This is a genomic window from Acinetobacter sp. 12966 (assembly GCF_031196995.1).
In the GTDB taxonomy this organism is placed as follows: domain Bacteria; phylum Pseudomonadota; class Gammaproteobacteria; order Pseudomonadales; family Moraxellaceae; genus Acinetobacter; species Acinetobacter geminorum.
The window spans coordinates 39,002-62,680 of record NZ_JAVIMC010000065.1 but is presented as its reverse complement, the minus strand read 5'-3'; the positions used below and the strand labels follow the sequence as shown (position 1 = coordinate 62,680).

General features: G+C 38.8%; 16 protein-coding genes and 2 pseudogenes. 10 read left to right on the top strand and 8 right to left on the bottom strand.

All coding sequences use genetic code 11. The annotated features are described in order from the left end of the window. The first annotated feature begins 27 nt into the window (after positions 1–27). A complete protein-coding gene (locus RFW85_RS10090; RefSeq protein ID WP_170248900.1) occupies positions 28–837 on the top strand; it encodes a rhomboid family intramembrane serine protease in 810 nt (269 codons plus the stop codon). A 1-nt stretch (position 838) separates the two neighbouring features. Here the strand turns inward: RFW85_RS10090 and RFW85_RS10085 are convergent, their stop codons facing one another. Together RFW85_RS10085 and RFW85_RS10080 are read right to left on the bottom strand one after the other, a co-directional pair. Next, a complete protein-coding gene (locus RFW85_RS10085) occupies positions 839–3,298 on the bottom strand; it encodes an ABC transporter permease (protein WP_170248959.1) in 2,460 nt (819 codons plus the stop codon). Between the two features lie 3 nt (positions 3,299–3,301). After that, on the bottom strand, positions 3,302–3,994 hold the full coding sequence (locus RFW85_RS10080; RefSeq protein WP_005802976.1) for an ABC transporter ATP-binding protein: 693 nt from the start codon (positions 3,992–3,994) through the stop codon (positions 3,302–3,304). Positions 3,995–4,038: 44 nt separating this feature from the next. Here RFW85_RS10080 and RFW85_RS10075 point away from each other — a divergent pair, with 44 nt between their 5' ends. Then, the gene (locus tag RFW85_RS10075) at positions 4,039–4,662 is read left to right on the top strand and encodes an arylesterase (protein ID WP_309171497.1); all 624 of its coding nucleotides are present in this window, start codon (positions 4,039–4,041) and stop codon (positions 4,660–4,662) included. Between the two features lie 35 nt (positions 4,663–4,697). Here the strand turns inward: RFW85_RS10075 and RFW85_RS10070 are convergent, their stop codons facing one another. Next, positions 4,698–5,312: a carbonic anhydrase gene (locus RFW85_RS10070; protein ID WP_002117769.1), complete on the bottom strand. Its 615-nt coding sequence runs from the start codon at positions 5,310–5,312 to the stop codon at positions 4,698–4,700. A 284-nt stretch (positions 5,313–5,596) separates the two neighbouring features. Here RFW85_RS10070 and RFW85_RS10065 point away from each other — a divergent pair, with 284 nt between their 5' ends. Both RFW85_RS10065 and RFW85_RS10060 read left to right on the top strand, forming a co-directional pair. After that, complete coding sequence (locus RFW85_RS10065) at positions 5,597–6,622, top strand: alpha/beta fold hydrolase (RefSeq protein ID WP_170248897.1); 1,026 nt, start codon at positions 5,597–5,599, stop codon at positions 6,620–6,622. A 26-nt stretch (positions 6,623–6,648) separates the two neighbouring features. After that, positions 6,649–7,656 (top strand): hypothetical protein, encoded by a 1,008-nt coding sequence (locus tag RFW85_RS10060; RefSeq protein ID WP_170248896.1) that lies wholly within the window; start codon positions 6,649–6,651, stop codon positions 7,654–7,656. A gap of 22 nt (positions 7,657–7,678) precedes the next feature. On the opposite strand, the gene RFW85_RS10055 is transcribed toward RFW85_RS10060, so the two are convergent. Together RFW85_RS10055 and nfuA are read right to left on the bottom strand one after the other, a co-directional pair. Next, positions 7,679–9,718 carry a ligand-gated channel protein gene (locus tag RFW85_RS10055; RefSeq protein WP_170248895.1) on the bottom strand — a complete coding sequence of 680 codons (2,040 nt, stop codon included), beginning with the start codon at positions 9,716–9,718 and terminating at the stop codon, positions 7,679–7,681. Positions 9,719–9,883: 165 nt separating this feature from the next. After that, on the bottom strand, positions 9,884–10,522 hold the full coding sequence (gene nfuA, locus RFW85_RS10050; protein WP_262451756.1) for a Fe-S biogenesis protein NfuA: 639 nt from the start codon (positions 10,520–10,522) through the stop codon (positions 9,884–9,886). A gap of 158 nt (positions 10,523–10,680) precedes the next feature. Between nfuA and RFW85_RS10045 the strand changes: the two genes are divergently transcribed. From RFW85_RS10045 to RFW85_RS10025, 5 genes and pseudogenes are all read left to right on the top strand, one after another. Continuing rightward, positions 10,681–11,298, top strand: a complete 618-nt coding sequence (locus tag RFW85_RS10045) for a rhomboid family intramembrane serine protease (protein ID WP_017387134.1) — start codon at positions 10,681–10,683, stop codon at positions 11,296–11,298. A gap of 169 nt (positions 11,299–11,467) precedes the next feature. Further along, complete coding sequence (locus tag RFW85_RS10040) at positions 11,468–12,664, top strand: sulfatase-like hydrolase/transferase (protein WP_170248893.1); 1,197 nt, start codon at positions 11,468–11,470, stop codon at positions 12,662–12,664. Continuing rightward, positions 12,661–13,665, top strand: a pseudogene (locus RFW85_RS10035) (SUMF1/EgtB/PvdO family nonheme iron enzyme). Before RFW85_RS10040 ends, RFW85_RS10035 begins: the two are co-directional and overlap by 4 nt. Positions 13,666–13,774: 109 nt before the next feature. After that, positions 13,775–13,939: a hypothetical protein gene (locus RFW85_RS10030; RefSeq protein WP_086264877.1), complete on the top strand. Its 165-nt coding sequence runs from the start codon at positions 13,775–13,777 to the stop codon at positions 13,937–13,939. 557 nt (positions 13,940–14,496) lie between these two features. Further along, the gene (locus tag RFW85_RS10025; protein WP_170248892.1) at positions 14,497–16,044 is read left to right on the top strand and encodes a hypothetical protein; all 1,548 of its coding nucleotides are present in this window, start codon (positions 14,497–14,499) and stop codon (positions 16,042–16,044) included. 46 nt (positions 16,045–16,090) lie between these two features. On the opposite strand, the gene RFW85_RS10020 is transcribed toward RFW85_RS10025, so the two are convergent. Further along, positions 16,091–17,425 carry a D-serine ammonia-lyase gene (locus tag RFW85_RS10020; RefSeq protein WP_170248891.1) on the bottom strand — a complete coding sequence of 445 codons (1,335 nt, stop codon included), beginning with the start codon at positions 17,423–17,425 and terminating at the stop codon, positions 16,091–16,093. A gap of 166 nt (positions 17,426–17,591) precedes the next feature. Further along, positions 17,592–19,223 carry an inorganic phosphate transporter gene (locus RFW85_RS10015; protein ID WP_161281807.1) on the bottom strand — a complete coding sequence of 544 codons (1,632 nt, stop codon included), beginning with the start codon at positions 19,221–19,223 and terminating at the stop codon, positions 17,592–17,594. 464 nt (positions 19,224–19,687) lie between these two features. Here RFW85_RS10015 and metH point away from each other — a divergent pair, with 464 nt between their 5' ends. Then, positions 19,688–23,374, top strand: a complete 3,687-nt coding sequence (metH, locus tag RFW85_RS10010; protein ID WP_309171496.1) for a methionine synthase — start codon at positions 19,688–19,690, stop codon at positions 23,372–23,374. An 80-nt stretch (positions 23,375–23,454) separates the two neighbouring features. Here metH and RFW85_RS10005 read toward each other — a convergent pair. Further along, positions 23,455–23,679, bottom strand: a pseudogene (locus RFW85_RS10005) (transketolase family protein); the annotation flags it as partial.

Below are 23,679 nucleotides of genomic sequence, written 5' to 3'. Positions count from 1 at the left end.
CATGTTCATATATAACAAAAGCATAGCATGACTCAATATCAGCCTCCGCACATTAATCGTAAACTCAATGTACAAACTTGGTGGCTGACCGCCTTACTGATCTTGATTAATGTAAGTTTGTTTGTCTGGCAAATTGCGACTGGTGTCGATATTAGCGACCCAGCCATGAAAGATGCTATTCATTGGGGCGCTGATTTTACACCACTTACTTTTACTGGGCAGCCCGAACGCTTATTTACCAGCATGTTTTTTCATTTTGGTCTTGTTCACCTCATGCTTAACATGTGGGCCCTCTATATTTTCGGTAATGTAGCTGAGTCACTATTTGGCCGCTTCTATTTTATAGGTATGTATTTACTTGCTGGCTTATTTGGTAGCCTTCTCAGTAGCTATATGACTATTCAAAATGGGCATGAATTACTGCAACATTTCGATCAAAGCTTACTACCTCATGTCAGTGCAGGTGCTTCGGGTGCCGTGATGGGATTAGGTGCTGCGTTAACAGTACTTTCTCTATTTCCCCCACTTCCACACCAAGCCTACATACTCGATAAAAAAGCTTTATTAATGGTTATGGTCATCAACCTTATTTTTGGCTTTGTCGCAACGGGTATTAATAATGCCGCGCATATTGGCGGCATGATTATTGGAGCATTTCTTGCACTGATGTGGTACTTAAGCTATGTCAGCAAGTTAAAAAATGTGCTTAAAATCTTAGGCTTATTAGGATCAGCTGTAATTACAGGTGGTTTTTATATGTACTGTGTACAGCTCAACTCACCGTTGCTTCCCCTATGGCATGAAATCATCATCCAGAACCCTGACATTATTCCTTAAACTACAATTGGTTTAATTCTCTTAAACTTTGTAAAGGTGGCAAATTACAGAGATAGCCTAGTCGATAACGACCAATCAGCGCACAAACCAGCATCATGCCAATTGGTAAAATCAGCCATATTTCAATATGCCACTGTATTGCCATATTCATTTTATAGCTCGCGATCGCACTAATCACTTCTGCAAAACAGCAGGCAACTATGCCTGCTAACAGACCTAAAAACCCAATCTCAAAACTGAGCATTTGCTTCATTTTATTTTTAGATAAACCAAATGAACGTAACAAAGCAACTTCACGGCGTCGCTCATCCATTAATAAATTTAGACAAGCAATTAAAACGAGTATTCCAGAAAAACCAACTAATGCCGCTAGAACAGTTACTATTTTGACTAGAACATTCATTAAGCGTTTTACTTCATCTAAAATCCGGTCAACATCAATAAATACTGTATTTGAGAACTGCTGAATAATAGTGATCATTTTAGGTTGATCTTGCTTAGGCACATAGAAACTACCTAAATAACTTCCAGCATTTTCGTCTAACGTTTTAGGTGAAAAAATAAAGAAAAAGTTAGGGCTAAAACTTTCCCACTCTACACTCCGGAAATTCACAACTTTGGCTTGTAATGTACCTTCAGGCAGGCTAAAGGTAAGCTTGTCTCCAATTTGGATTCCTAAACTTTCGGCAGTTTTACTTTCAACTGAAACTTGCCCTACATCATTAAATTGAGTTTGACCATTTGTAATGACATTGTCATTTGGTAGTAAATCTGATTGAGTCAAATTCAGTTCACGGCGTAAAGAATTATTTTGCTTTATAGCCTCTTCTGAAAAAGGTACATCATTTTTAGCCAGTAATCGGCCACGAATATTTGGATATAACGGGGTGCTTTGCCAACCATGTTGCTTTAACTGTTGCTCAAAGGCTTTTAAATCAAATGGAGGTAATCCATAAACAAATTGATTCGGTGTTCCTTCCGGAAGTTGTTGTTGCCAACGCTCTAATAAATCTGTTCTTAATACACTGAGTACTGTAATGAGACTTAAGCCTAAAGCCAATGCAGTAATTTGTAAGGCGCTTTGCGATGGCGAACGAATATAAAAAGACAAACGATTTTTCATCTTTTTTAAACTGCGAAGCAATAGCCAAACAACTGTGTAAAGCAAAATACAAAGAACAATAATTGATGCTAAAACCAGAATGCTGAGCATTAAGTTTTCACTCAATACCAAACTAAAAACGACTATGCTAGTGATCCCTGCAAAAAACATAAAGAATAATGATTTGCGAGATTTGGCTTGCTCGCGAATAACTCGAATTGGAGGTGTATTTAAAAGCTCCCAGATGCTTGGCAAAATAAAACCAAGCAGCACAATCACGCTTGTAAAAATCGCAATTGGTAAAGGACCGATTAAAAGAGGTACAACTGAAAAACTTAACTCTAATTGAGGGATCAATTGCAGCATAAGTTGCAGCAGGCCAAACCCCATGATTAAACCTAATAGGCTTCCCAGCACAATTGAAATCGCACTGACAATACAAAGCAATCCAATATATACCCACAAGATTTGGAACTTACTGGCGCCTAAGCATCTAATAAGTGCAATGTGATCTTGGTTTTGTTGAACATATCTTTGACTCGTTAAAGCGATGGCAATACCACACAATAAAATCGTTAAAATATTGGCCAATTGCAAAAAGGTATCTAAATTTTCAAGCGGACGTAATAACCTGCTATTCGACTCACTTGCATCACGTAAACGTAAGCCAGCCGTTTCATCTACATCTTTAGAAGGTTGATGCTGTTGCTTAAATTGCTTTGAAAATGACTGAACCTGTTCAGGGCTACCTGCCATTAATAAACGATAGTCAATTCTGCTCCCTGTCTGAATCGCATGAGTCTTAGCAATATCGGCTTGATGAATAATAACGGTTGGCGAAAAGCCTGAAAAACCGAGTTCCTGATTTGAATCACGCACAATCACGCCACTAAAACGGAAGATACCATCAGCAATAGAAACAGCATCTCCTCGCTTTACTTTAAGTAAATCGGCTGCTCTTTGACTTAGCCAAACTTCACCAGATTGAATCGCTTTAGCTCTTGGTTCAATTTCCAACTGTCCTCTGAGTGGAAACGCAGGTTCTATCGCTTTTACATTAACCATGACAAACTGATCTTGGGTATGTGCCATAGAGCTAAATATAGTGACATTGGTTTGTTTTAGATCTAGCTGCTCTGCCCTTTTTTTCCACGACTGTTCGATAGGCTCGTTATTCGACAGAACTAAATCAGCACCTAGCATTTGAGAAGCTTGCAGACTTACTGCATTTTTAACTTGATCGTTACTAAATTTCAGGGCAGTTGTTGCACTGATCGCAAGCGATAGAGCAATAATGAGTAGATATAGACCACCCGTACGAAAACTTTGTAGCAGAAGTGGTTTTAAAAGATTACGCATCATTTAACCACCCTGTACTGTCTTGAGTCGGCCATCATCTAACTCAACATGGCGCTGACAAAGGGTTGCTAAATTACGATCGTGGGTCACTAAAATCAGAGTCGTACCCAACTCTCGGTTTAAATCAAAGAGTAAGCTTTCAATTTCTTGTGCTGTCTGACCATCTAGATTTCCAGTCGGTTCATCGGCAAAAATAATTTGTGGTTCTGCAATGAGAGCTCTCGCAATTGCCACACGTTGTTGTTCGCCACCAGATAAGACTTTAGGCGTTTGTTCAACTTGACGACTCAGCCCTACTCGATGCAACCAATCTAAAGCTTTTTTCTCGGCTGTTTTATAATCAAAATCTTTACGTAATCGTAAAGGTAACATCACATTTTCAAGCGCACTCAACTGAGGCAGAAGTTGAAAAGACTGAAATACAAAACCAATATGCTGCATTCTGATTTGGGCACGTTGTTCCTCTGTTAACTGATGTACAGCTTGACCACACAACCAGACTTCTCCTTCAGACGGTTGATCTAAAGTCGCCAAAATTCCCAGTAAGGTTGATTTACCTGAGCCGGAACGTCCCGTAATTGCTACCTGTTCCCCTTCAAAAATCTCTAAATCAATATCTTTTAAAATCGTAAACTGATTTTGGTTAATCTGAATAGTTTGTGTAACTTGATGGGCAGCAATGATGGGTTGTGGCATGATGTGAAAAGTCCTATGTATTCAGAATCAGGGTCGAAGTACAAATGTTTAAATCTTTTTTGATTGGTTCTAAAAGCATCATGCTCATCTCATTAAGTATGTTGCCTATGCTTGTATCGGCAAAAACTATTTTAATTTTAGGAGATAGTATTAGTGCCGGTTATGGAATTGATCCCAAACAAGGTTGGGTACAATTAATGCAAAAACGCTTAGACCAACAGTATCCCAAACAACACAAAGTGGTCAATGCAAGTGTTAGTGGAGAAACAACAAGCGGCGCTTTAGCCCGATTACCTAAATTATTGCAGACCTATAAGCCGAACGTGGTCGTGATTGAATTAGGTGGAAATGACGGCTTGCGTGGGCAACCACCTCAAATGATTCAAAAAAATCTGGATCAGCTCATTCAATTAAGCCAAAAACAAAAAGCCAAAGTTATTCTTTTTGGTATGAAGATTCCGCCAAATTATGGGGCTGCATATAGCAAAGCTTTTGAAAATAATTATAAAGTCGTAAGCCAAAAATATCAGGTGAAATTGCTTCCGTTTTTTCTAGATGGCGTTGCTGGTCAAAAACAGCTTATGCAAAATGATTTGATTCATCCCAATGCTCAAGCGCAGTCAAAACTACTTAATTTAGCTTACCCATATATAAAAGGTGCCCTATAGGCACCTTTTATCTTTAAATATTCTTTTTAATATGATCAGAAATCAAAAAAAGTAACTTCACCAGTTTCGAGTGAATATTCTGCACCGACAACAATCAACTCACCTTTTGCAATCAGGCTCTCTAACACCGCTGAACCATGGCGTAATTGATTTACCGAAGCAAAAACGTTTGAACGCACCGCATGACATGATAATTTTTTCAAATCATTTTTTAAATCAGTCTGCATTAAAATTTCAACTGATGGACGAACGCGGTTCACAATCGACATTAGGTTAGATGATGGAGGGTGATCAGGATTCATTAACGTATCAATTGTCGCCTGAATTGCGCCACAATGACTGTGTCCTAATACGACTACAACCGGGCAGTCATAACGCTCTGCTGCGAACTCGACACTACCGACTTGTGAAGGTGCAACCACATTACCAGCAACACGGATTACAAATAAATCACCAAGACCTTGGTCAAATACCATCTCTGCTGGAACACGAGAATCTGAGCAGCCAAGTACAATTGCAAATGGATTTTGATCCTTTGCCATTTCAGCGCGTTCTTGATGAGATAAGGTTTTTGCAAGGGAAGTATTTCCATTTACAAATCGTTGATTACCGGCTTTCAGACGATCTAAAACTTCTTGCGCAGTAGGCATTTTATATTTCCATTGTTTTTTCAAGGTTGGAAATCATTTTAATGTGTCAAAATTTGAATGTCACTGACAAAAAATAAATCCTTTTCTATGAAAAAATTTAAAAATACTTAACTTGTTTTAATGAAGAGCTCACTGCACATTCGCTACTGTTTAGTGAAAAAATAGACATACTTTGGTTCTCGGATTGACTATAATTTTCTTTATTCCAAACATTTGGCAAATGACTCATTGGCAAAGTTTTTCAATAATTTTTCAAACTCGCTTAAGCTTCAAGGATGAAATCTATGACAAGGGTGTCCACATCAATTAAGGCCTCTATGAAAAAAACTGCTACCGCCCTGACTTTGGCTTGTAGCTTATTGTCATTGATGAGTATTTCTCAAACACAGGCAGCCGATAATATTGATGTGACGTTCCAGAATGTTTTACAGCAAGAACGTAGCTGGGCAGGTTTACAAAGTAAAAGCTTAAAAGTCGGTGATGTGACTTGGTCATATAGCGAAGGCGGCTCCACAGCAAAACCGACTTTACTGCTTATTCATGGCCTAGCAGGCAGCCGTGATAACTGGAACCGAGTGGCTCGTTATCTCACCACAAATTATCATGTCATTATTCCCGATTTGCCAGGTAGTGGCGAAACTATCGTTCCACAAGATTTCGATTATTCAGTACCAAATCTTGCTGAAAAGTTACGTCGCTTTGTTGAGGCTGCAAATTTAAAAGGTCCAATTCATATTGCTGGGCACTCACTCGGCGGATCTATTGCCCTACTCTATGCTGGACAATATCCATTTGAAACCAAAAGTCTATTCTTGGTGGATAGCGGCGGTATTTTTCGCTCAGCCAATACAATTTATTTAAAAGATCCTGCTTACCTAAAACAACTTTTAGTGTCTAAAAAAGGTGACTTTAATTATTTATTAAAACAAACCATGTTTAATCCTCCGTTTATTCCTAAAGAGTTTCTTCAAGCTCAAGAAAAGTTGATGATTGATCAAGCACCTCAAACACAAAAACTGGTTGATCAATTGATTGCACTTAATAAAGTCTATACACCAGACTCATTTGCGGTACTTACCAAAACGATCGATGCACCGACGCTCATTTTATGGGGTAAACAAGATAAGATTATTAATGTCGAAGTAGCAAGTGAACTAAAACGGCTTTTAAAGAATGCTCAGCCTCCAGTTATTTTAGAAAATGTAGGCCATATGCCGATTTTGGAAGCTGAACAATTGGTTATGCAACAATATCTACCGTTTTTACTTAAAGTAGAAACAAATCAGTCGTCAAAAACGACCACACCTTAAATAAAACTTCGGACTTGTGAGACCTTATGTCTACCCAACCACTTATTGAAAAACTTATTGAAGCTCATCTAGATTTTTTAGATGAGAAATTTGCTCAGGCTCAGGTGATCCAGCAAGAGTTTGAGCAATTTTATCATTGGTTGGGGAGTCGGCAATTACAGCATCTGTGGACTTTTGAACAAATTCAACAGCTCATTCAAAAGCAGATTTTAGATACGCCTGCTTCTGATTTTCTAACTGAACAAATTGCTGAGCATATTCGCTTTGCATTAATTCATCCTGCAAATGACACCGCAACTATTGAGGATGTTATTCCTGTTTTAACGATTGATAGAATTGCACAATACGTTGCGAGTAAAGAGCAGCACCGTAAAAAGCTCATTAAAACAATTGTGAATAATCCTGCTTTTTCGGCCCTACTCACGCAACTGATTCAGCAAACAATGCATGATTATTTAGATGAATCCATGTCAAAACGCGTACCTGGTGTAGGGCGTTTTATGAAAATGGGGAAATCTGTTTTAGAAACAGTAACCGATTCCAATCTGGACGATACGATTAATCATTATTTGCAAAAGAATATTCTAAAACTCAGCCAAATGAGTGAGCGTGTTTTAAACCAACATTTTGACAATGATAAGCTCTACCATTTTCAGGCAAATGTTTGGCATAAAGTTAAAACTATGCCACTTTCTGTTTTAAAAAATTATGTAGAAACTCAAGACTTATCAAAAACGGTTGGTTTAGGGCATGAAATATGGGATCACATTCGCCAAACTGATTATTTAAAACAACAAGTACATGATGGTATCTATACTTGGTATGTACGTAATCAAGAGCGTAGTTTTGATTTATTGCTCCGTGACCTCAATATTGATGAAAGCTTAGTGCAACATGAACTGACCAAGCTACTTGTACCTGTATTACAGCAGTTAATTACAACAGGACATTTAAGACGCCGTGCCCGTGTTTACTTAGAAAAATTCTATTATTCTGAAAAAGCATTAGATATTTTAAATAGCAAAGGCGCTTAAAGCGCCTTTGTTATTTAACTAATTAAAATTTATAAATAATTCCTAAATTATAACGACGTCCGTCTAAAACATAATTATAAGTTGCCACATCAATGTCTTTATCAAATAAGTTATAAATCCCTGCCGCAACTTGTATTTTGTCAGTCGGTTTATAGTTCATACCAATATCAACCAGTCCATAAGCAGGCTTTCCTTCAGCCATTGACGTTCGGCTTAAATATTCAGAAGTTTTGCTACGGAAATTCAAACGGCTCCACATATTGACTAAGTCATTAATTTGCCAATCTAAAGTGGTATTAAACATATGTTCTGGCATTTCGTTTAAAGGTTGCCCTTTAAATTGACCACTTTTTTGCTCTGTATCTGTATAGGTATAATTGGCATTTAGCTTTAAGTCAGGTGAAATGAGCCAACCAAACGTCGCTTCAACTCCTCTCATATTGGCTTTATCCACATTTGTGCGTTGACTGACAAAATCAAATTTTGTACCTAACCAATCACAATTATAAGTACCTGCATCTCCTGAACAGGTTCTAACTTCTGTAATTTTATCTTTAAATTCACTATTAAAGATCGTTAAGCCAGCATTCAAGTTATCTAAACTATCCCAAGAGAATGAGAGCTCATAGTTTGTACTTTTTTCAGGCTTTAGATCAGGATTACCAACAATTACACCTGCAGAACTGCTTCCTCCTGTAGCTTGTCCCCATTCTGCTACAGTCGCTCTTAATGCAGGTGTTTTATAGCCTGTTGATACACCGCCTTTAATAATCCAGTTATCATTTAAGGTCCATACCCCGTATAGTTTAGGACTGAAATGATCTCCAAATTTTTCGTCCTGATCCATCCGTAATGACATTGTTAAAGTGAAAGGATCAATAATATTCCATGCATCTTCTGCAAATAATGCCCAGCTATAACGATCTAAATTAGAAACAGGTTGTGAGCCACCCACTTTTAATTGGTTACCTAAATCATCTAATTCTTCTTTTAGATAACTTCCGCCCACGCTAAGCGCATGATTTGCAAGTGTGATCTGGTTAAGCGTGTTAAATGTAGTATTTACAGCTTCCATATTTCTAGACGGGTTCTTATTTTCTTCGCGTTGAATATAAGAATGAGTCTTTACAGGACCAATGTCACCACGGTGCGTTAAACTATATTCTGTACGGTAATAGTCTGTTAATGAATCCGCTGGTGGATTACGACCAGTTTGAATTGGTGAAACTGTTTTACCTATTGTGGCATTACGATTTTGGATAGAACGCTGGTATTCAAGCTCGATGGTATGTTGATCATTAGGAGTTAAGCTTAAAGTAGCCCCCCCCGCCCGAATTTTTTGTTTGTTATAACCACCAATAATTTCATCTTCATCTCTTTGTGAAAATGTGCCATTGGCTTTTAAACCAAGTAAATTCTTAATTAAAGGTCCCGACACATAAGTATTGGCTTGGTAAAGATTTCCAGATTTATTATTTTCTTGAATTGTTGTATCTAACTTAACAGAACTGTTCCAAACATCTGCAACTTTTTTAGTGATGATATTAATCACACCACCCATCGCATCCGAACCATATAGGCCCGACATTGGACCACGAATAACCTCAATACGTTCGATACTTTCGATTCCCGGTAACCAACCTTGCTCAATACCTGAATTATCACTATTTGGTCGCACAGAACGTGTATTTACTTTCTTACCATCAACCATAATAACGGTATATGCACTTCCCATCCCACGAATACTGATATCAGATGAGCTTCCACCCCCTGTAACAACTACACCAGGGACATCTTTAAGTGCATCAGTTACATCACGATATGCTTTTTTATTAATTTCATCTTGAGTTAAAACAGAAATCGAAGCTGCTGCTTTTTTTATATTTTGTTCAAAACCACTTGCTGTTACGACAATTTTTTCAAGTTGAGCAACTTCGCTTTCTTTTTCATTCTTTATGGAAGAATCAACTAAAATATTTTCACTTTCAGCGGCATAAGCCGCAGGAAACATTACTGTAAGTACCGAAATTGATAATACAGATTGGAAAATACTCTTCGTCATACCCTACTCCAACATATTAAATTATGAATAAATATTAAGTTTTACTTAAACAAATGTAACAAATTTAAATAAAAAAATAAATAATATTGATAATTATTTTCAATTGTAAGGCTATAAAAAAACCTCATTGCGAGGCTTTTTTATTTCACTTTTCAAATAATTTAATTATTTGAAGTAAGCACCTTCAGCTTGTGTGTGGTCTGTTTGGTCAACCACACGTTGAAGCTCAGGAATGTTCTCTCTTAAAGTAGTTTCTACACCTTGTTTCAAGGTAACATCAATTGCAGAACAACCTTGGCAACCACCACCAAATTTCAATACAGCAGTTAAACCGTGTTCTGGATCATCTTGTACTTCTACCAAGCTACAATTTCCGCCATGCCCTGCAAGACCTGGGTTAATTTCTGCTTGAAGAATGTAAGTAATACGTTCTTCAATCGAAGCATCTGGACCAACACGTGGAACTTTAGAGTTTGGAGCACGGAAAGTGAGCTGACCACCAAAACGGTCCTTGTTGTAATCAATTACGGCATCTAAAAGATAAGGAATAGATGGCGCATCAATATACGCAGGAAAATCAGGATAGTCCTGTTTATAGTCCGTTGGGATCACTTCGTCTGGCGCACTATATGCCATACAGCATTCCGCACGTGGCGTACCCGGATGCTCAACAAAAATTCGAACGCCAATTCCCGGAGTATTTTGCTTCGTTAGTAAATCGTGCAAATACTCTTGTGCAGATGGTGTAATCAAAAGGTTTGGAATTTCTTCTGCAACAGCAGTGTTGGTGTTCTCAGTCGACATAACAATATTCCTCAAGCTGATGCCTTTATATTAACCGAAGATGAGGTGGATTTAAAAAAAATCAACTAAATTTGTCGGATTTATACACAACAGGGTTTCAAGTTAAGTTTTTAATGGCATTATTGAGCTCAGTATTGATCATTTTTTAAATATTTCTTATGTTGCATTTGCCGTTTAACCATACAGTTACTCTTATTATTATTACGGTCATTATTTCTTTACTTGCTTTTAGCAATCAAAATGTAATGAACCGATTGATTTTTTGGCCGCCTGCAATGCAACGTGGACAAATTGATCGATTCATTACTCATGGCTTTATCCATGCCGACGGAACACATCTACTTTTCAACATGATTACCCTGTTTTTCTTTGGCAGTATCATTGAAAGTTTTTACCGCCAATATTTCTATGACATGGGTTTTGTGTTGTTCTATTTAGGTGGCTTAATCTTTGCGATTTTGCCAAGCTATTTACAACATAAAAATGATGCGAATTGGGCCAGCCTAGGTGCCTCAGGTGCTGTTTCAGCAGTTTTATTTGCTTATATTCTGTTTCAGCCATGGAAGCTGATTTTTGTATTCTTCATTCCTGTACCCGCTATTATTTTTGCTATTTTATATGTGGCGTACAGTATTTGGGCTGGTAAGCGTGGTAATAGCAATATTAATCATAGCGCTCATTTGTGGGGTGCAGCTTACGGAATCATCGTAACCATTTTACTTGAACCTAAAGTTATTCCACATTTCTTAGACCAGCTTACTCGCCTTCCTTTTTAAAGCATATAAATCTAAGAAAAGCCCCTTATGGGCTTTTCTTTTTTCTGATTTATTTATCTGCATAAATTCTCAGTCTTTTTTCTGCTTTTCTTTGATCAATTCGTTGTTTTGTTTACAAAAACCATCTGATTAAACTCGTGCCAATTCCTTTAATAATTCAGATGATACAATGAAGTACAAAGCAATTTTATCTAGCCTTTCTATTGCATTATTTAGCTTATCTTTGGCTGGATGTAATGACAATGATAATCAAGAAAATGTTGTAAGCACGCCTAAGCAACCTAATATATTATTTATTATGGCTGATGACTTAGGCTATTCTGATTTAGGAGCTTTTGGTGGTGAAATTCACACCCCTAATATTGATAGTCTGGCTCAAGAAGGACGCCTTTTAACGGATTATCATACTGCCCCGACCTGTTCCCCAACACGCTCTCAACTTATTTCCGGTACTGATCACCATTTAGCTGGTATTGGCGCAATGGCGGAACTCACCCCAGAACATTTGAAGGGACAACCAGGTTACGAGGGATATTTGAATGAACGCTCTCTATCTATCGCACAAGTACTTAAAGACAATGGTTACGGCACGTACATCAGTGGTAAATGGCATTTAGGCTTAACCCCTGAAACCAATGCACATGCAAAAGGTTTTGATCATTCATTTACCTTATTACAAGGTTTAGACCATCATTTTAAACAAGCTCTAAGCGCCTTTAAACGAAATTCAACTTATACAGAAGATGGTGCAGAAGGTTTTGTACGTGGCGGATATGGCAGTGAATCTGGTTTTGATAACTCGTTAGCTAATGTTGGCACACCTACTTCATATCACTATATTGGGCCACGTTGGGCCGAGGTCAGTGCGGCACCTTTCCACTTATGGAAAGATACGGCAGACGAAGGCGCAACGATTGCCCCTGCTATTGTGAAATTACCGAACCAGAAAAAAGCAGAAGAAACCAATCATAGCTTTGCATCGGTACTCGATGTTTTCCCTACCTTACTAGAATATGCTCATATTCCAGTACCTCAAGGCCAATATAACGGTCGTACCATTAATACGCCAACTGGGATTTCATGGAAACCTTTGCTTGAAAACAAAACCAATACTATTCGCCCTGCAAATTTTAGCTTTGCCGATGAGTTACATGGGAGCAAATATGCAAAACAAGGTGAATGGAAAATCGCACTTCAAGGGCGCCCTGAATTAGGCACAGGGACTTGGGAGCTATACAACATTAAATTAGATCGAGGAGAAAGACAAAACGTTGCTCAGCTTTATCCTGCAAAAGTTCAAGAACTTTTATCGGTCTATCAAAAGTATACTGAGAAAAATGCTGTGCAGGAATATAACCCTAAATGAAATTGAAACCCTTTTTAGTCACCACCATCAGCCTGTCTATCATGATAGGCTGTAGCCAATCTTCAAAAGTTTCTGAATCAGCACCCTCAACGCAACAGCAAACCTCTTTAGCTGATTTAGGGTCTATTGAAAAGTGTCAAAACTATACTGGTTTGCCTCAGGGTTCGCTCAAACAACCTACAGCTGGAATGGTTTTAATTGCCGATGGGAATTTTAATTTTGGTTCTGAGAAAGCCTATCCCGACGAACTTAATTTTGGAAAAAAACAGCGCAAAGTCAAAGAATTTTGGATTGACCAAACTGAAGTTACGGTCGCTCAATTTGCAAGTTTTGTAAAAGCAACTGGCTATATTACCGATGCCGAAAAACAAAAGCAGGCCGCTGTTTTTTCACCTGATCCTGATCACCCACAGCAATAGTGGCAGCTAAAATCAGGTTATACATGGAAAACGCCAAACGGCAGTAATGGAGCTATTGCAAATCCTAATGAGCCTGTAAGGTATGTAAGTAAAAATGATGCTGAACATTATGCGGTGTGGCTCGGACGTGATTTACCCACAGAACTAGAATGGGAATATGTAGCTAAAGCCAATTCAAAGACTGATACACCTTTACATCAGGCCCCTACTGATGAACATCAACATCCGCAAGCCAATTACTGGCAAGGTGAGTTCCCTTTTCAAAACCTGAATCAAGATCACTTTAAAGGTGTTGCACCCGTTGGATGTTTTGCATCAAACAATTTCAAACTATTTGATATGATTGGAAATGTATGGGAATGGACGTCATCTCCCTATCAGGGTGCACATGACCAGCATATGGGAAATTATTCTGATTTACGACAACAACAAATCACTAGCACGCAATATGTAATTAAAGGTGGATCTTTTCTTTGTGCACAAAATTATTGTTCACGTTATCGTAGCAGTAGTCGCTATCCTCAGGATTTTGACTTAGCCGCAACACATGTAGGATTTCGAACAATTTTGCGATCTCCTTAATCTCTTCTTAATTAAGCGTATTAAAGATATTTTTTAACCAAAATTAGATCGAAAAACAATCAAAATATTTCTATAGTACAAAGGAGAATGATAAAAAAGTGAGAACAAGATGAAAACTTTACTTCTTTGTGCCGCAGCAATTTTTACAATGTCACTATCAGCATGTGCAGTCCACACGCCCGATGGTAGTATTGTGATTGATCCCGATTCACCTCATCATAACCATCCGGGAGACTTTTGCCCACCAGGACAAGCGAAAAAAGGGCGTTGCTAAGCATAGGCTCTTTTAAAGTAATTTTTAAGTTACTCTAAAGAAATAGAATTCAATCCTGTACTGAATTGAATACTAAAAATGGAGGGTTCCAACCCAAAAATAGATGGGATGAAACTAGAAAATTATGGTGTAAAAAAAGTCACCATATCCCCAAGATTTTTAAAAGACAATCTTACGTTGTCTTCTATCTAGTTTCACCCCAATTCTTTCTTATTCCGTCCGACTTTCCTTATTCCTTAAGAAAAAAGTCCAGTTTTTAATCATTTCTGTATCTCTATTATTGATACATTTTGAACATTTTACCTTCAGGCTAAAACCGATGTATTTGCTTAATACAAAATAAACATTTATGTAACGTAAGTCTATAAAAAGGTTCTAAAAATGTGAAAAAAATTAAGACCAAAATGAGATGAATTTATCATAATAAGTTTCTCTTTCACGTTTCATCACATAAATAATCAATATTATTTTGTCAGTTATTGCCACTCGTTTCCTTTCATTGGCATAGATAATGTATACATCTGTATATTAACCCAGTCGTATAAACGAGATATTTTATGTCCAGCACAAGTCAAGTCGAAGGTCTGCAATTTCCGGTAAACGCCTTAACAAAAAAACAAAGTACATCTCTTACAGGTCAAGAGATTTTGTCGGAGGCCCTATCTATTGTAGATAATAAAACCGCACAACAAGTGTTGAATGAAAAAAACTGGCGAAAAAACTATCCTGTATATTTTAAAGCACTTGTTAAACAAGGGATTTCTAATATCAACAACCCCATTACTATCGCGAAGCAAGGATTGCATAAAGCTCACCATATTTTTGATTATTATCGTGATGGTAAACACTACCTTTTAAAAGATGCCGTTCATATTGCCTCATCCAAGCCGCTTTATACAGTAAAACTTAAAGGTGAAAGTGATGCAGCACCGGAGTGGTATGTTCCTTATAAAGGACAAAAGCTGAGTGGACAAAGCTTACTGGACCAAATTCAACGCTGGGAAGAGACTGGTATTATTGAGCCAAGTCATGCAAAAGCACTTCGTGAAGCTATTGCTCATCCTGAATGGTTCGATTTATCTGACCGTACAATGGTGTTATTTGGTGCAGGCTCCGAAGCAGGACCACTGCCTTGGTTAGCAAAATGGAAAGCGAATATTGTTGCCGTAGATTTACCAAACCCACGAGTTTGGAGCAAAATTTTAAATACGATTCAACAAGGGAATGCTACTCTCATTGCACCAACTGTAGAACAAGTGAATGCATCAGCAAAAGCCTCTGAATTAAAAGATAAGTTGGGAGCAAATTTACTCACCCAATTACCTGAAATTGCACAGTGGTTGGTTCAGTTTCCACAAAAATTAGATTTAGCTGCAATCGCCTATTTAGATGGTGAAAAGCATGTACGTGTTTCCATGGCGATGGATAGCATCATGCAATTCGTGAGCGAGTATAAGCCCGATACAAGCCTTATGTTTATGTGCACGCCAACTGATGTTTATGCAGTACCTAAAGAAGTTGCCGAGGCCGCACAACAAAAATTTAAATCCCGCACAAAAATGCAAAAATTGGCAGTGAAAGGTGTTTCTACGCTTTCGCTCAATCGTTTTTTTCAAGCACCATACCAAGACTTGATTAAGTGTGAGAATGGCAAAACTTATGGTATTGCAGACTGTTTAGTGGTTGAACAAGGTCCAAACTATGCTTTGGCAAAACGTATTCAACAATGGCGTGCTATTTTGGCCCGCCATCAAGGCCAACGCGTTAGCATTAATATTGCTCCATCGACAACGACCCACTCTGTGACTAAAAATCCATTGTTGAAAGCAGCTTTTAATGGCGCAGAGCTTTTTGATGTAGAAGCATTTAGCCCTGAAACTACCAATGCCATTATGGCAGCACTCTGGATTCATGACTTAAGAAATGAGTCTTCAGTGGCGAATCCTGAAACTGTACTTGATCATCCGCTTGAGCTTATGATGGAAGGTGCCAATCACGGCGGCTTATGGCGTGTCGCTTATTTAGCACGAACTGCCCTGCCTTTTGCCGCAATTTATGGTTTTGCTACCGAAAAACTCCATTTTAGAAAATCATCTAAAAAATAATTTGATTAAAGCCCAATCTTAGAATTGGGCTTTTTCTAAAGTGCCTTTATTTATCTTGAAAGTGCGATAGATATTTTTGCATTTCATCAGATGGCACCATGCCGCCCCCGGTAGCCCATATCACATGATTTGCCTGCTGCAACTGCTCAGCTGTTAACTGGTGTAAAGCCAAGTAAGCAGGAGTCGTCTGAACATAATAGGGCCCCATCATACCTGCTACCGCAGAAGGCTCAAGCTGAATATTCTCAGTTTGATTTAAAAGCGCAATAAGCTCATATAAACGTTGATCATGAATGGTGTAATAGCCATCAATTAACTGTTGCATAGCACGTCCAACAAAACCTGAAGCACGCCCTACCGCAAGCCCGTCTGCCGCAGTAACGTTATCAATGCCAATGTCATTAACTGAAATCTGATCATGCAAACCTGTGTGGACACCAAGTAACATGCACGGCGAATGTGTGGGTTCTGCAAAGATACAATGTACATGCTCACCAAAAGCCAGTTTTAGTCCAAAACTCACCCCACCAGGCCCACCACCGACGCCACACGGCAAATAAACAAATAAGGGGTGTTCAGCATCGACTTTAATTTGTTTTTGCTCAAATTGTTGTTTTAGGTGTATTCCTGCAACGGCATAACCTAAAAATAATGTGGTTGAGTTTTCATCATCAATGAAAAAGCAGTGTGGATCTTGCTCTGCGGCTTTTCGTCCCTCTTCAACAGCTACGCCGTAATCACTAGCATATTCCACAACGTTTACGCCGAGGGAACGTAGTTTGTCTTTTTTCCACTGTCTAGCATCAGCCGACATATGAACAGTGACTCTAAAGCCGAGTTTGGCACTCATAATACCAATCGAAAGCCCAAGGTTGCCTGTAGAACCTACCGCAATTTGATACTTAGAAAAAAATGTTCGAAATGCGTCTTGGTCGAGTTTAATATAATCATCTTCTGGTTTGAGTAGCCCCGCCTGCATGGCAAGTTTTTCTGCATGTGTGAGCACTTCATAAATGCCACCACGTGCTTTTATGGAGCCTGAAATAGGTAAATGACTATCTTTTTTCAGCCAGAATTTTCCATTAAGTTGTACTTGTTTTGCTGAAGAAAGCGCTTGTTGCATATGAGCAATTTCAACAATATCTGATTCAATTTTTCCATGTTGTGCTTGAGTTTCAGGAAATACTTTCGCCAAATAAGGTGCGAAACGCACTAGTCTTGCTTCTGCTTCACTTACGTCCTTAGCAGTTAGTCCAACTTTTTCTAAAGCTTCTTTTAAAGGATATCGATGAGGTGTAAACCAAAATGTCTCTTGATAGGCTTGAAGTGTTTCAATAAGTGGAAATTGTTGTTTTAACTGATCTATTTGAACCGCATTCATAATATATCCTGATATAAAAGTTTAAGCCCAGCCTATAAAGCTGCTTAATGGCCTATAACAACTTATTAATTTATAGATGAATATATATGAAAAATAGTCTCAACTTTAAAAACTAAACAAATAAAAAAGCCACTGTGAACAGTGGCTTTAATTTTTTTAAATGCTTTTATACAAACTGCAAGAATAACCAGTACAAACCACCTGACAAACAGATTGTTGCAGGAAGAGTAAATACCCATGCAGATAAAATTGTTTTAACTGTATTAAAGTTTAAACCTGATTTATTCGCAACCATCGTACCCGCAACAGCACTGTTTAAAACATGCGTTGTTGAAACCGGCATACCTAAACCATCAGCAGCTGCAATTGTACTCATTGCAACAAGTTCAGCAGACATCCCTTGACCATAAGTCATGTGATGCTTACCAATACGCTCACCTACAGTCACAACGATACGTTTCCAACCAACCATTGTGCCTAGGCCAAGTGCTAAAGCAACAGCTACTTTTACCCAAGTCGGAATGTATTGTAAGAATGAATCTAAGCTACTACGATATTCTTTCACAAGTTTTTCTTGTGATTGATCCATTTTTGGTAAAGCATCCGCTTTATCCAAACGCTTAAACGTCGTGGTGCTTAAATACATATCATTACGAATTTCACTAATTGCAGCTTCAGGAATATCTTTTAAGTTGTTATAGCTAGAAACTCGCTCACCCAAGTGGTCAGTCATACTTGCCAATGCAGGCACGACTTCTGGAGTTTGCTGTTTAGTTTGAATATATTTAGTCAGAATAACACGTGCTTTTTCATCAGTTAATTCTGGCTGATTTTGCTTCAACAATACGGCAGTTTGAGAAGAAAGCTGATGAAATGATTGAACTTGTTGTGTATCAAGATTTTTATTTAATGAATAAGCCAATGGCACCAGACCAACCAAAATCAGCATGATGAGTCCCATACCCTTTTGACCGTCATTAGAACCATGTGCAAAACTTACACCTGTACAGGTAAAGATCAAAATTGCACGAATGATTGCTGGTGGTGGTTTATTACCTTCCGGTGGTTGGAATAATTCTACTTGGCGTTTAAAAATAGTTTTAACCAACAAGAATACAATCGCTGCAAAAGCGAAACCAATTAAAGGTGAAAATAATAATGCCTTACCGACTTTAATCACCTGATCCATATCAACACCACTGGTCGTTACGCCGGTCGATGCACTCAATAGATGGTTCATAATGCCCACACCCAAGATTGAACCAATCAAAGTATGAGAGCTAGACGCAGGAATTCCTAAGAACCATGTACCAAGATTCCAAAGAATTGCAGCGAGCAACAATGCAAAAACCATTGCGAAACCTGCACCGCTACCCATATTCATGATCAGTTCAACAGGCAGCAATGCAATAATGCCGTAAGCGACTGCGCCGCTTGCAACCATTACCCCAAGGAAATTACAAAAACCAGCCCACATGACTGCAACTGGTGCTGGTAAAGCATTGGTGTAAATCACTGTTGCCACTGCATTTGCAGTATCGTGGAAGCCATTTACAAACTCAAAGCCTAAAGCAATCAAGAGTGCAGTTGATAAAAGAATAACTGAATAAAGACTCAAAGGTGGTACATGCGCCAAATCCGCACTCACCTGAAATCCAATATAAATAAGTGTTGCAACAATAATCGTCAGAAACACCGGCATAAAAAACTTAGGTGTCGGGACATGTACATTCGTCGATTTGACTTGCAGGTTTGCCGCAAGTTTTGAATCCGAAACAGGGGGTAGATTAGAATTCATGCAGACGGTAAGAGGATAAAAAAATCCTCTGTATTCTTAAATTAAATTATGACAATTATATGACAAAGCAGCGCCTGATGAAGTCAATTTTTCACATTTTGACCTCATTTGATGCACCTTTCCTCTATGATTTTTATTATTTTATTTAAATACAATAATTTACATAAATCCCCACCCATCTATTTTATGACTATTTTTGAAGCAAAAATATCTAAAAAATTACCTAAACGACTACTTTTTAAACACCGCAACTGTCATAAAACCGAATATTGGAGATGAAATATTTCAATATCATGATCATTTTATGAATATTTGATGAAAAAACAGTCTTCATTTGTCATAAAAGCCGTTTTTTAATGAATCTATTACAGTGAATGATGGGTCGTTATAGATCATCAATTGCGCAACTATTCTGTTACAATAGCGCCGCATTTTTAAATTCATATAAAAGATCGGGGTTTTCTATGTCTACGCTTGCCACCCTAAAAGCGCTTCTTGCTAAACGCATTCTGATTATTGATGGTGCAATGGGAACTATGATCCAGCGCCATAAATTGGAAGAAGCTGACTACCGTGGTAAGCGTTTTGCCGATTGGGCACATGACTTAAAAGGTAACAATGACCTTTTGGTTCTGACACAACCTCAAATCATTCAAGGTATTCATGAAGCTTATCTTGATGCTGGTGCAGACATTATTGAAACCAACAGCTTTAACGGCACGCGTGTTTCTATGTCTGATTACCACATGAAAGATCTTGTTCCAGAGATTAACCGTGAAGCAGCACGTTTAGCCAAAGCAGCCTGTGAGAAGTATTCGACTCCAGATAAGCCGCGTTTTGTTGCAGGCGTGCTTGGGCCAACATCGCGTACTTGTTCCATTTCACCGAATGTAAATGACCCTGCCTTTCGTAACATTACCTTTGATGAGCTAAAAGAAAACTATATTGAAGCGACTCATGCGTTGATTGAAGGCGGTGCAGATATCATTTTGATTGAAACCGTATTTGACACATTAAACTGTAAAGCTGCGATTTTTGCGGTAAAAGAAGTCTTTAAACAGATTGGTCGCGAATTACCAATTATGATTTCAGGGACCATTACCGATGCATCGGGTCGTACCTTAACAGGTCAAACTGCGGAAGCGTTCTGGAACTCTGTACGTCATGGTGACTTGCTATCGATTGGTTTTAACTGTGCGCTTGGTGCAGATGCCATGCGTCCTCACGTAAAAACCATTTCCGATGTAGCTGATACGTTTGTTTCAGCGCACCCAAATGCAGGCTTACCAAATGCTTTTGGTGAATATGATGAAACACCAGAGCAAACTGCGGCATTCTTAAAAGAATTTGCAGAAAGCGGTTTAATTAATATTACTGGTGGTTGCTGTGGTACAACACCTGATCATATCCGTGCGATTGCCAATGCGGTAAAAGATATTGCCCCTCGTCAAGTTCCTGAAACTGTACCTGCATGCCGTTTGAGTGGTTTAGAACCATTTAATATTTATGATGACTCATTGTTCGTTAACGTGGGTGAACGTACTAACGTTACAGGTTCGAAAAAATTCTTACGCTTAATCCGTGAGGAATACTTTGCTGAAGCTTTAGAAGTTGCACAGCAACAAGTGGAAGCTGGCGCACAGATTATCGACATTAATATGGATGAAGGGATGCTCGATTCGCAAAATGCGATGGTGCATTTCTTAAACCTTGTGGCTTCTGAGCCAGATATTTCACGTGTGCCAATCATGATTGACTCATCAAAATGGGAAATCATTGAAGCTGGCTTAAAATGTGTACAAGGTAAACCTGTAGTTAACTCAATTTCTTTAAAAGAAGGTTATGACGAGTTTGTAGAAAAAGCTCGCCTGTGCCGTCAATATGGTGCTGCGATTATTGTCATGGCATTTGACGAAACAGGTCAGGCCGACACTGCTGCACGTAAGCGTGAAATCTGTAAACGCTCATATGACATTTTGGTTAACGATGTAGGCTTCCCTGCTGAAGATATTATTTTTGACCCGAACGTGTTTGCAGTAGCAACAGGTATTGAAGAGCACAATAACTATGGCGTCGATTTTATTGAGGCCACAGGTTGGATTAAACAAAACTTACCTCACGCCATGATTTCTGGTGGTGTATCGAACGTTTCGTTCTCATTCCGTGGTAACGAGCCTGTTCGTGAAGCCATTCACTCTGTGTTCTTGTACCATGCCATCAAGCAAGGCATGACCATGGGTATTGTGAATGCTGGCCAAATGGCAATTTATGATGATATTCCAGCCGAGCTAAAACAAGCAGTTGAAGATGTCATCTTAAACCAAAACCAAGGTGAGTCTGGTCAAGCTGCGACTGAAAAATTGCTTGAAGTAGCAGAAAAATACCGCGGACAAGGCGGTGCTACCAAAGAAGCCGAGAACCTTGAATGGCGTAATGAGTCAGTCGAAAAACGTCTTGAATACGCTTTAGTTAAAGGTATTACCACTTACATTGATGAAGATACCGAAGAAGCTCGCCTCAAAGCCAAACGTCCTTTAGATGTGATTGAAGGCGCTTTGATGGACGGTATGAACGTGGTTGGTGACTTGTTCGGGTCAGGCAAAATGTTCTTACCACAAGTTGTAAAATCTGCCCGAGTCATGAAACAAGCAGTGGCTTGGCTCAACCCGTATATTGAAGCTGAAAAAACAGGTAGCCAATCTAAAGGTAAAGTCCTGATGGCAACTGTTAAAGGTGACGTACACGATATTGGTAAGAATATTGTAGGGGTTGTACTTGGCTGTAATGGTTACGACATTGTTGACCTTGGCGTAATGGTACCAGCAGAAAAAATTCTGCAAACTGCTATTGATGAAAAATGTGACATCATTGGCTTGTCAGGTCTGATTACTCCATCTTTAGATGAGATGGTCTTTGTTGCGAAAGAAATGCAACGCAAAGGCTTTAACATTCCTTTATTGATTGGTGGCGCGACTACTTCTAAAGCACACACAGCAGTAAAAATTGATCCTCAGTACCAAAACGATGCTGTGATTTATGTGGCAGATGCTTCACGTGCTGTGGGTGTTGCAACGACCCTGCTTTCTAAAGAAATGCGTGGAAACTTTATTGCAGAACACCGTGCTGAATATGCCAAGATTCGTGAGCGATTAGCCAACAAACAGCCAAAAGCTGCAAAATTGACCTATGCTGAGTCAGTTGAAAACGGTTTTAAACTTGACGAAAGCTATGTACCACCAAAACCAAATCTTTTGGGAACACAAGTCCTCACCAACTACCCTCTTGCAACGCTTGTAGAGTATTTTGACTGGACACCATTCTTCATTTCTTGGAGCTTGGCAGGTAAATTCCCGAAAATTTTAGAAGATGAAGTGGTGGGTGAAGCTGCAACAGATTTGTACAACCAAGCTCAAGCAATGTTGAAAGATATTATAGACAACAACCGTTTTGATGCTCGTGCTGTATTCGGTATGTTCCCTGCACAGCGAACTGACGCAGACACAGTGAGCGTATTTGATGAAGCGGGTCAAAATGTTACGCATACTTTTGAGCACTTACGTCAGCAATCTGACAAAGTGACAGGTAAACCAAACTTATCTTTGGCAGATTACATTCGTAAGGACCGTGAGCAACAAGACTACTTAGGCGGATTCACTGTATCTATTTTTGGTGCAGAAGAACTGGCAAATGAATACAAAGCTAAAGGTGATGACTACTCTGCAATTTTAGTTCAATCACTGGCTGACCGTTTTGCTGAAGCTTTTGCAGAACACTTGCATGAACGCATTCGTAAAGAGTTCTGGGGTTATAAAGCTGACGAACAGCTCAGCAATGAAGAACTGATTAAAGAGAAATATGTCGGTATTCGCCCTGCACCGGGCTACCCTGCTTGCCCTGAGCACTCTGAAAAAGCAGTATTGTTTGACTGGTTGGGTTCTACCGATAAAATCGGTACCAAACTGACTGAGCACTTCGCAATGATGCCGCCATCTTCGGTGAGTGGTTTCTATTATTCGCATCCTCAAAGCGAATACTTTAACGTGGGCAAGATCTCTCAAGACCAACTTGAAGATTATGCAAAACGTAAAGGTTGGACACTGGATGAAGCGAAACGTTGGTTAGCGCCGAATTTAGATGATTCGATTGCTTAAGTTGATATAAATAAACCTGATTAAAAAATAGGGCGTGAAGGAAATCCATCACGCCCTTTTCAATTTGAAAATTTAATCTTTTACTTCAAATGTACCTTAATCTTCTCTTTAACTGCTTCAGTTGAAATACCATAGCGATCATGCAAAGTGGGCAATGCCCCTGCATCTAAAAATGCATCTGGCAAACCAATCATGTCAAAACGAGGATGTTGTCCATTTCTTAGAAATAGTGAGCCGACTGCTTCGCCTAACCCACCAATCACTGAATGATTTTTGGCCGTTAAAACAGGTCGGCCACCTGATGA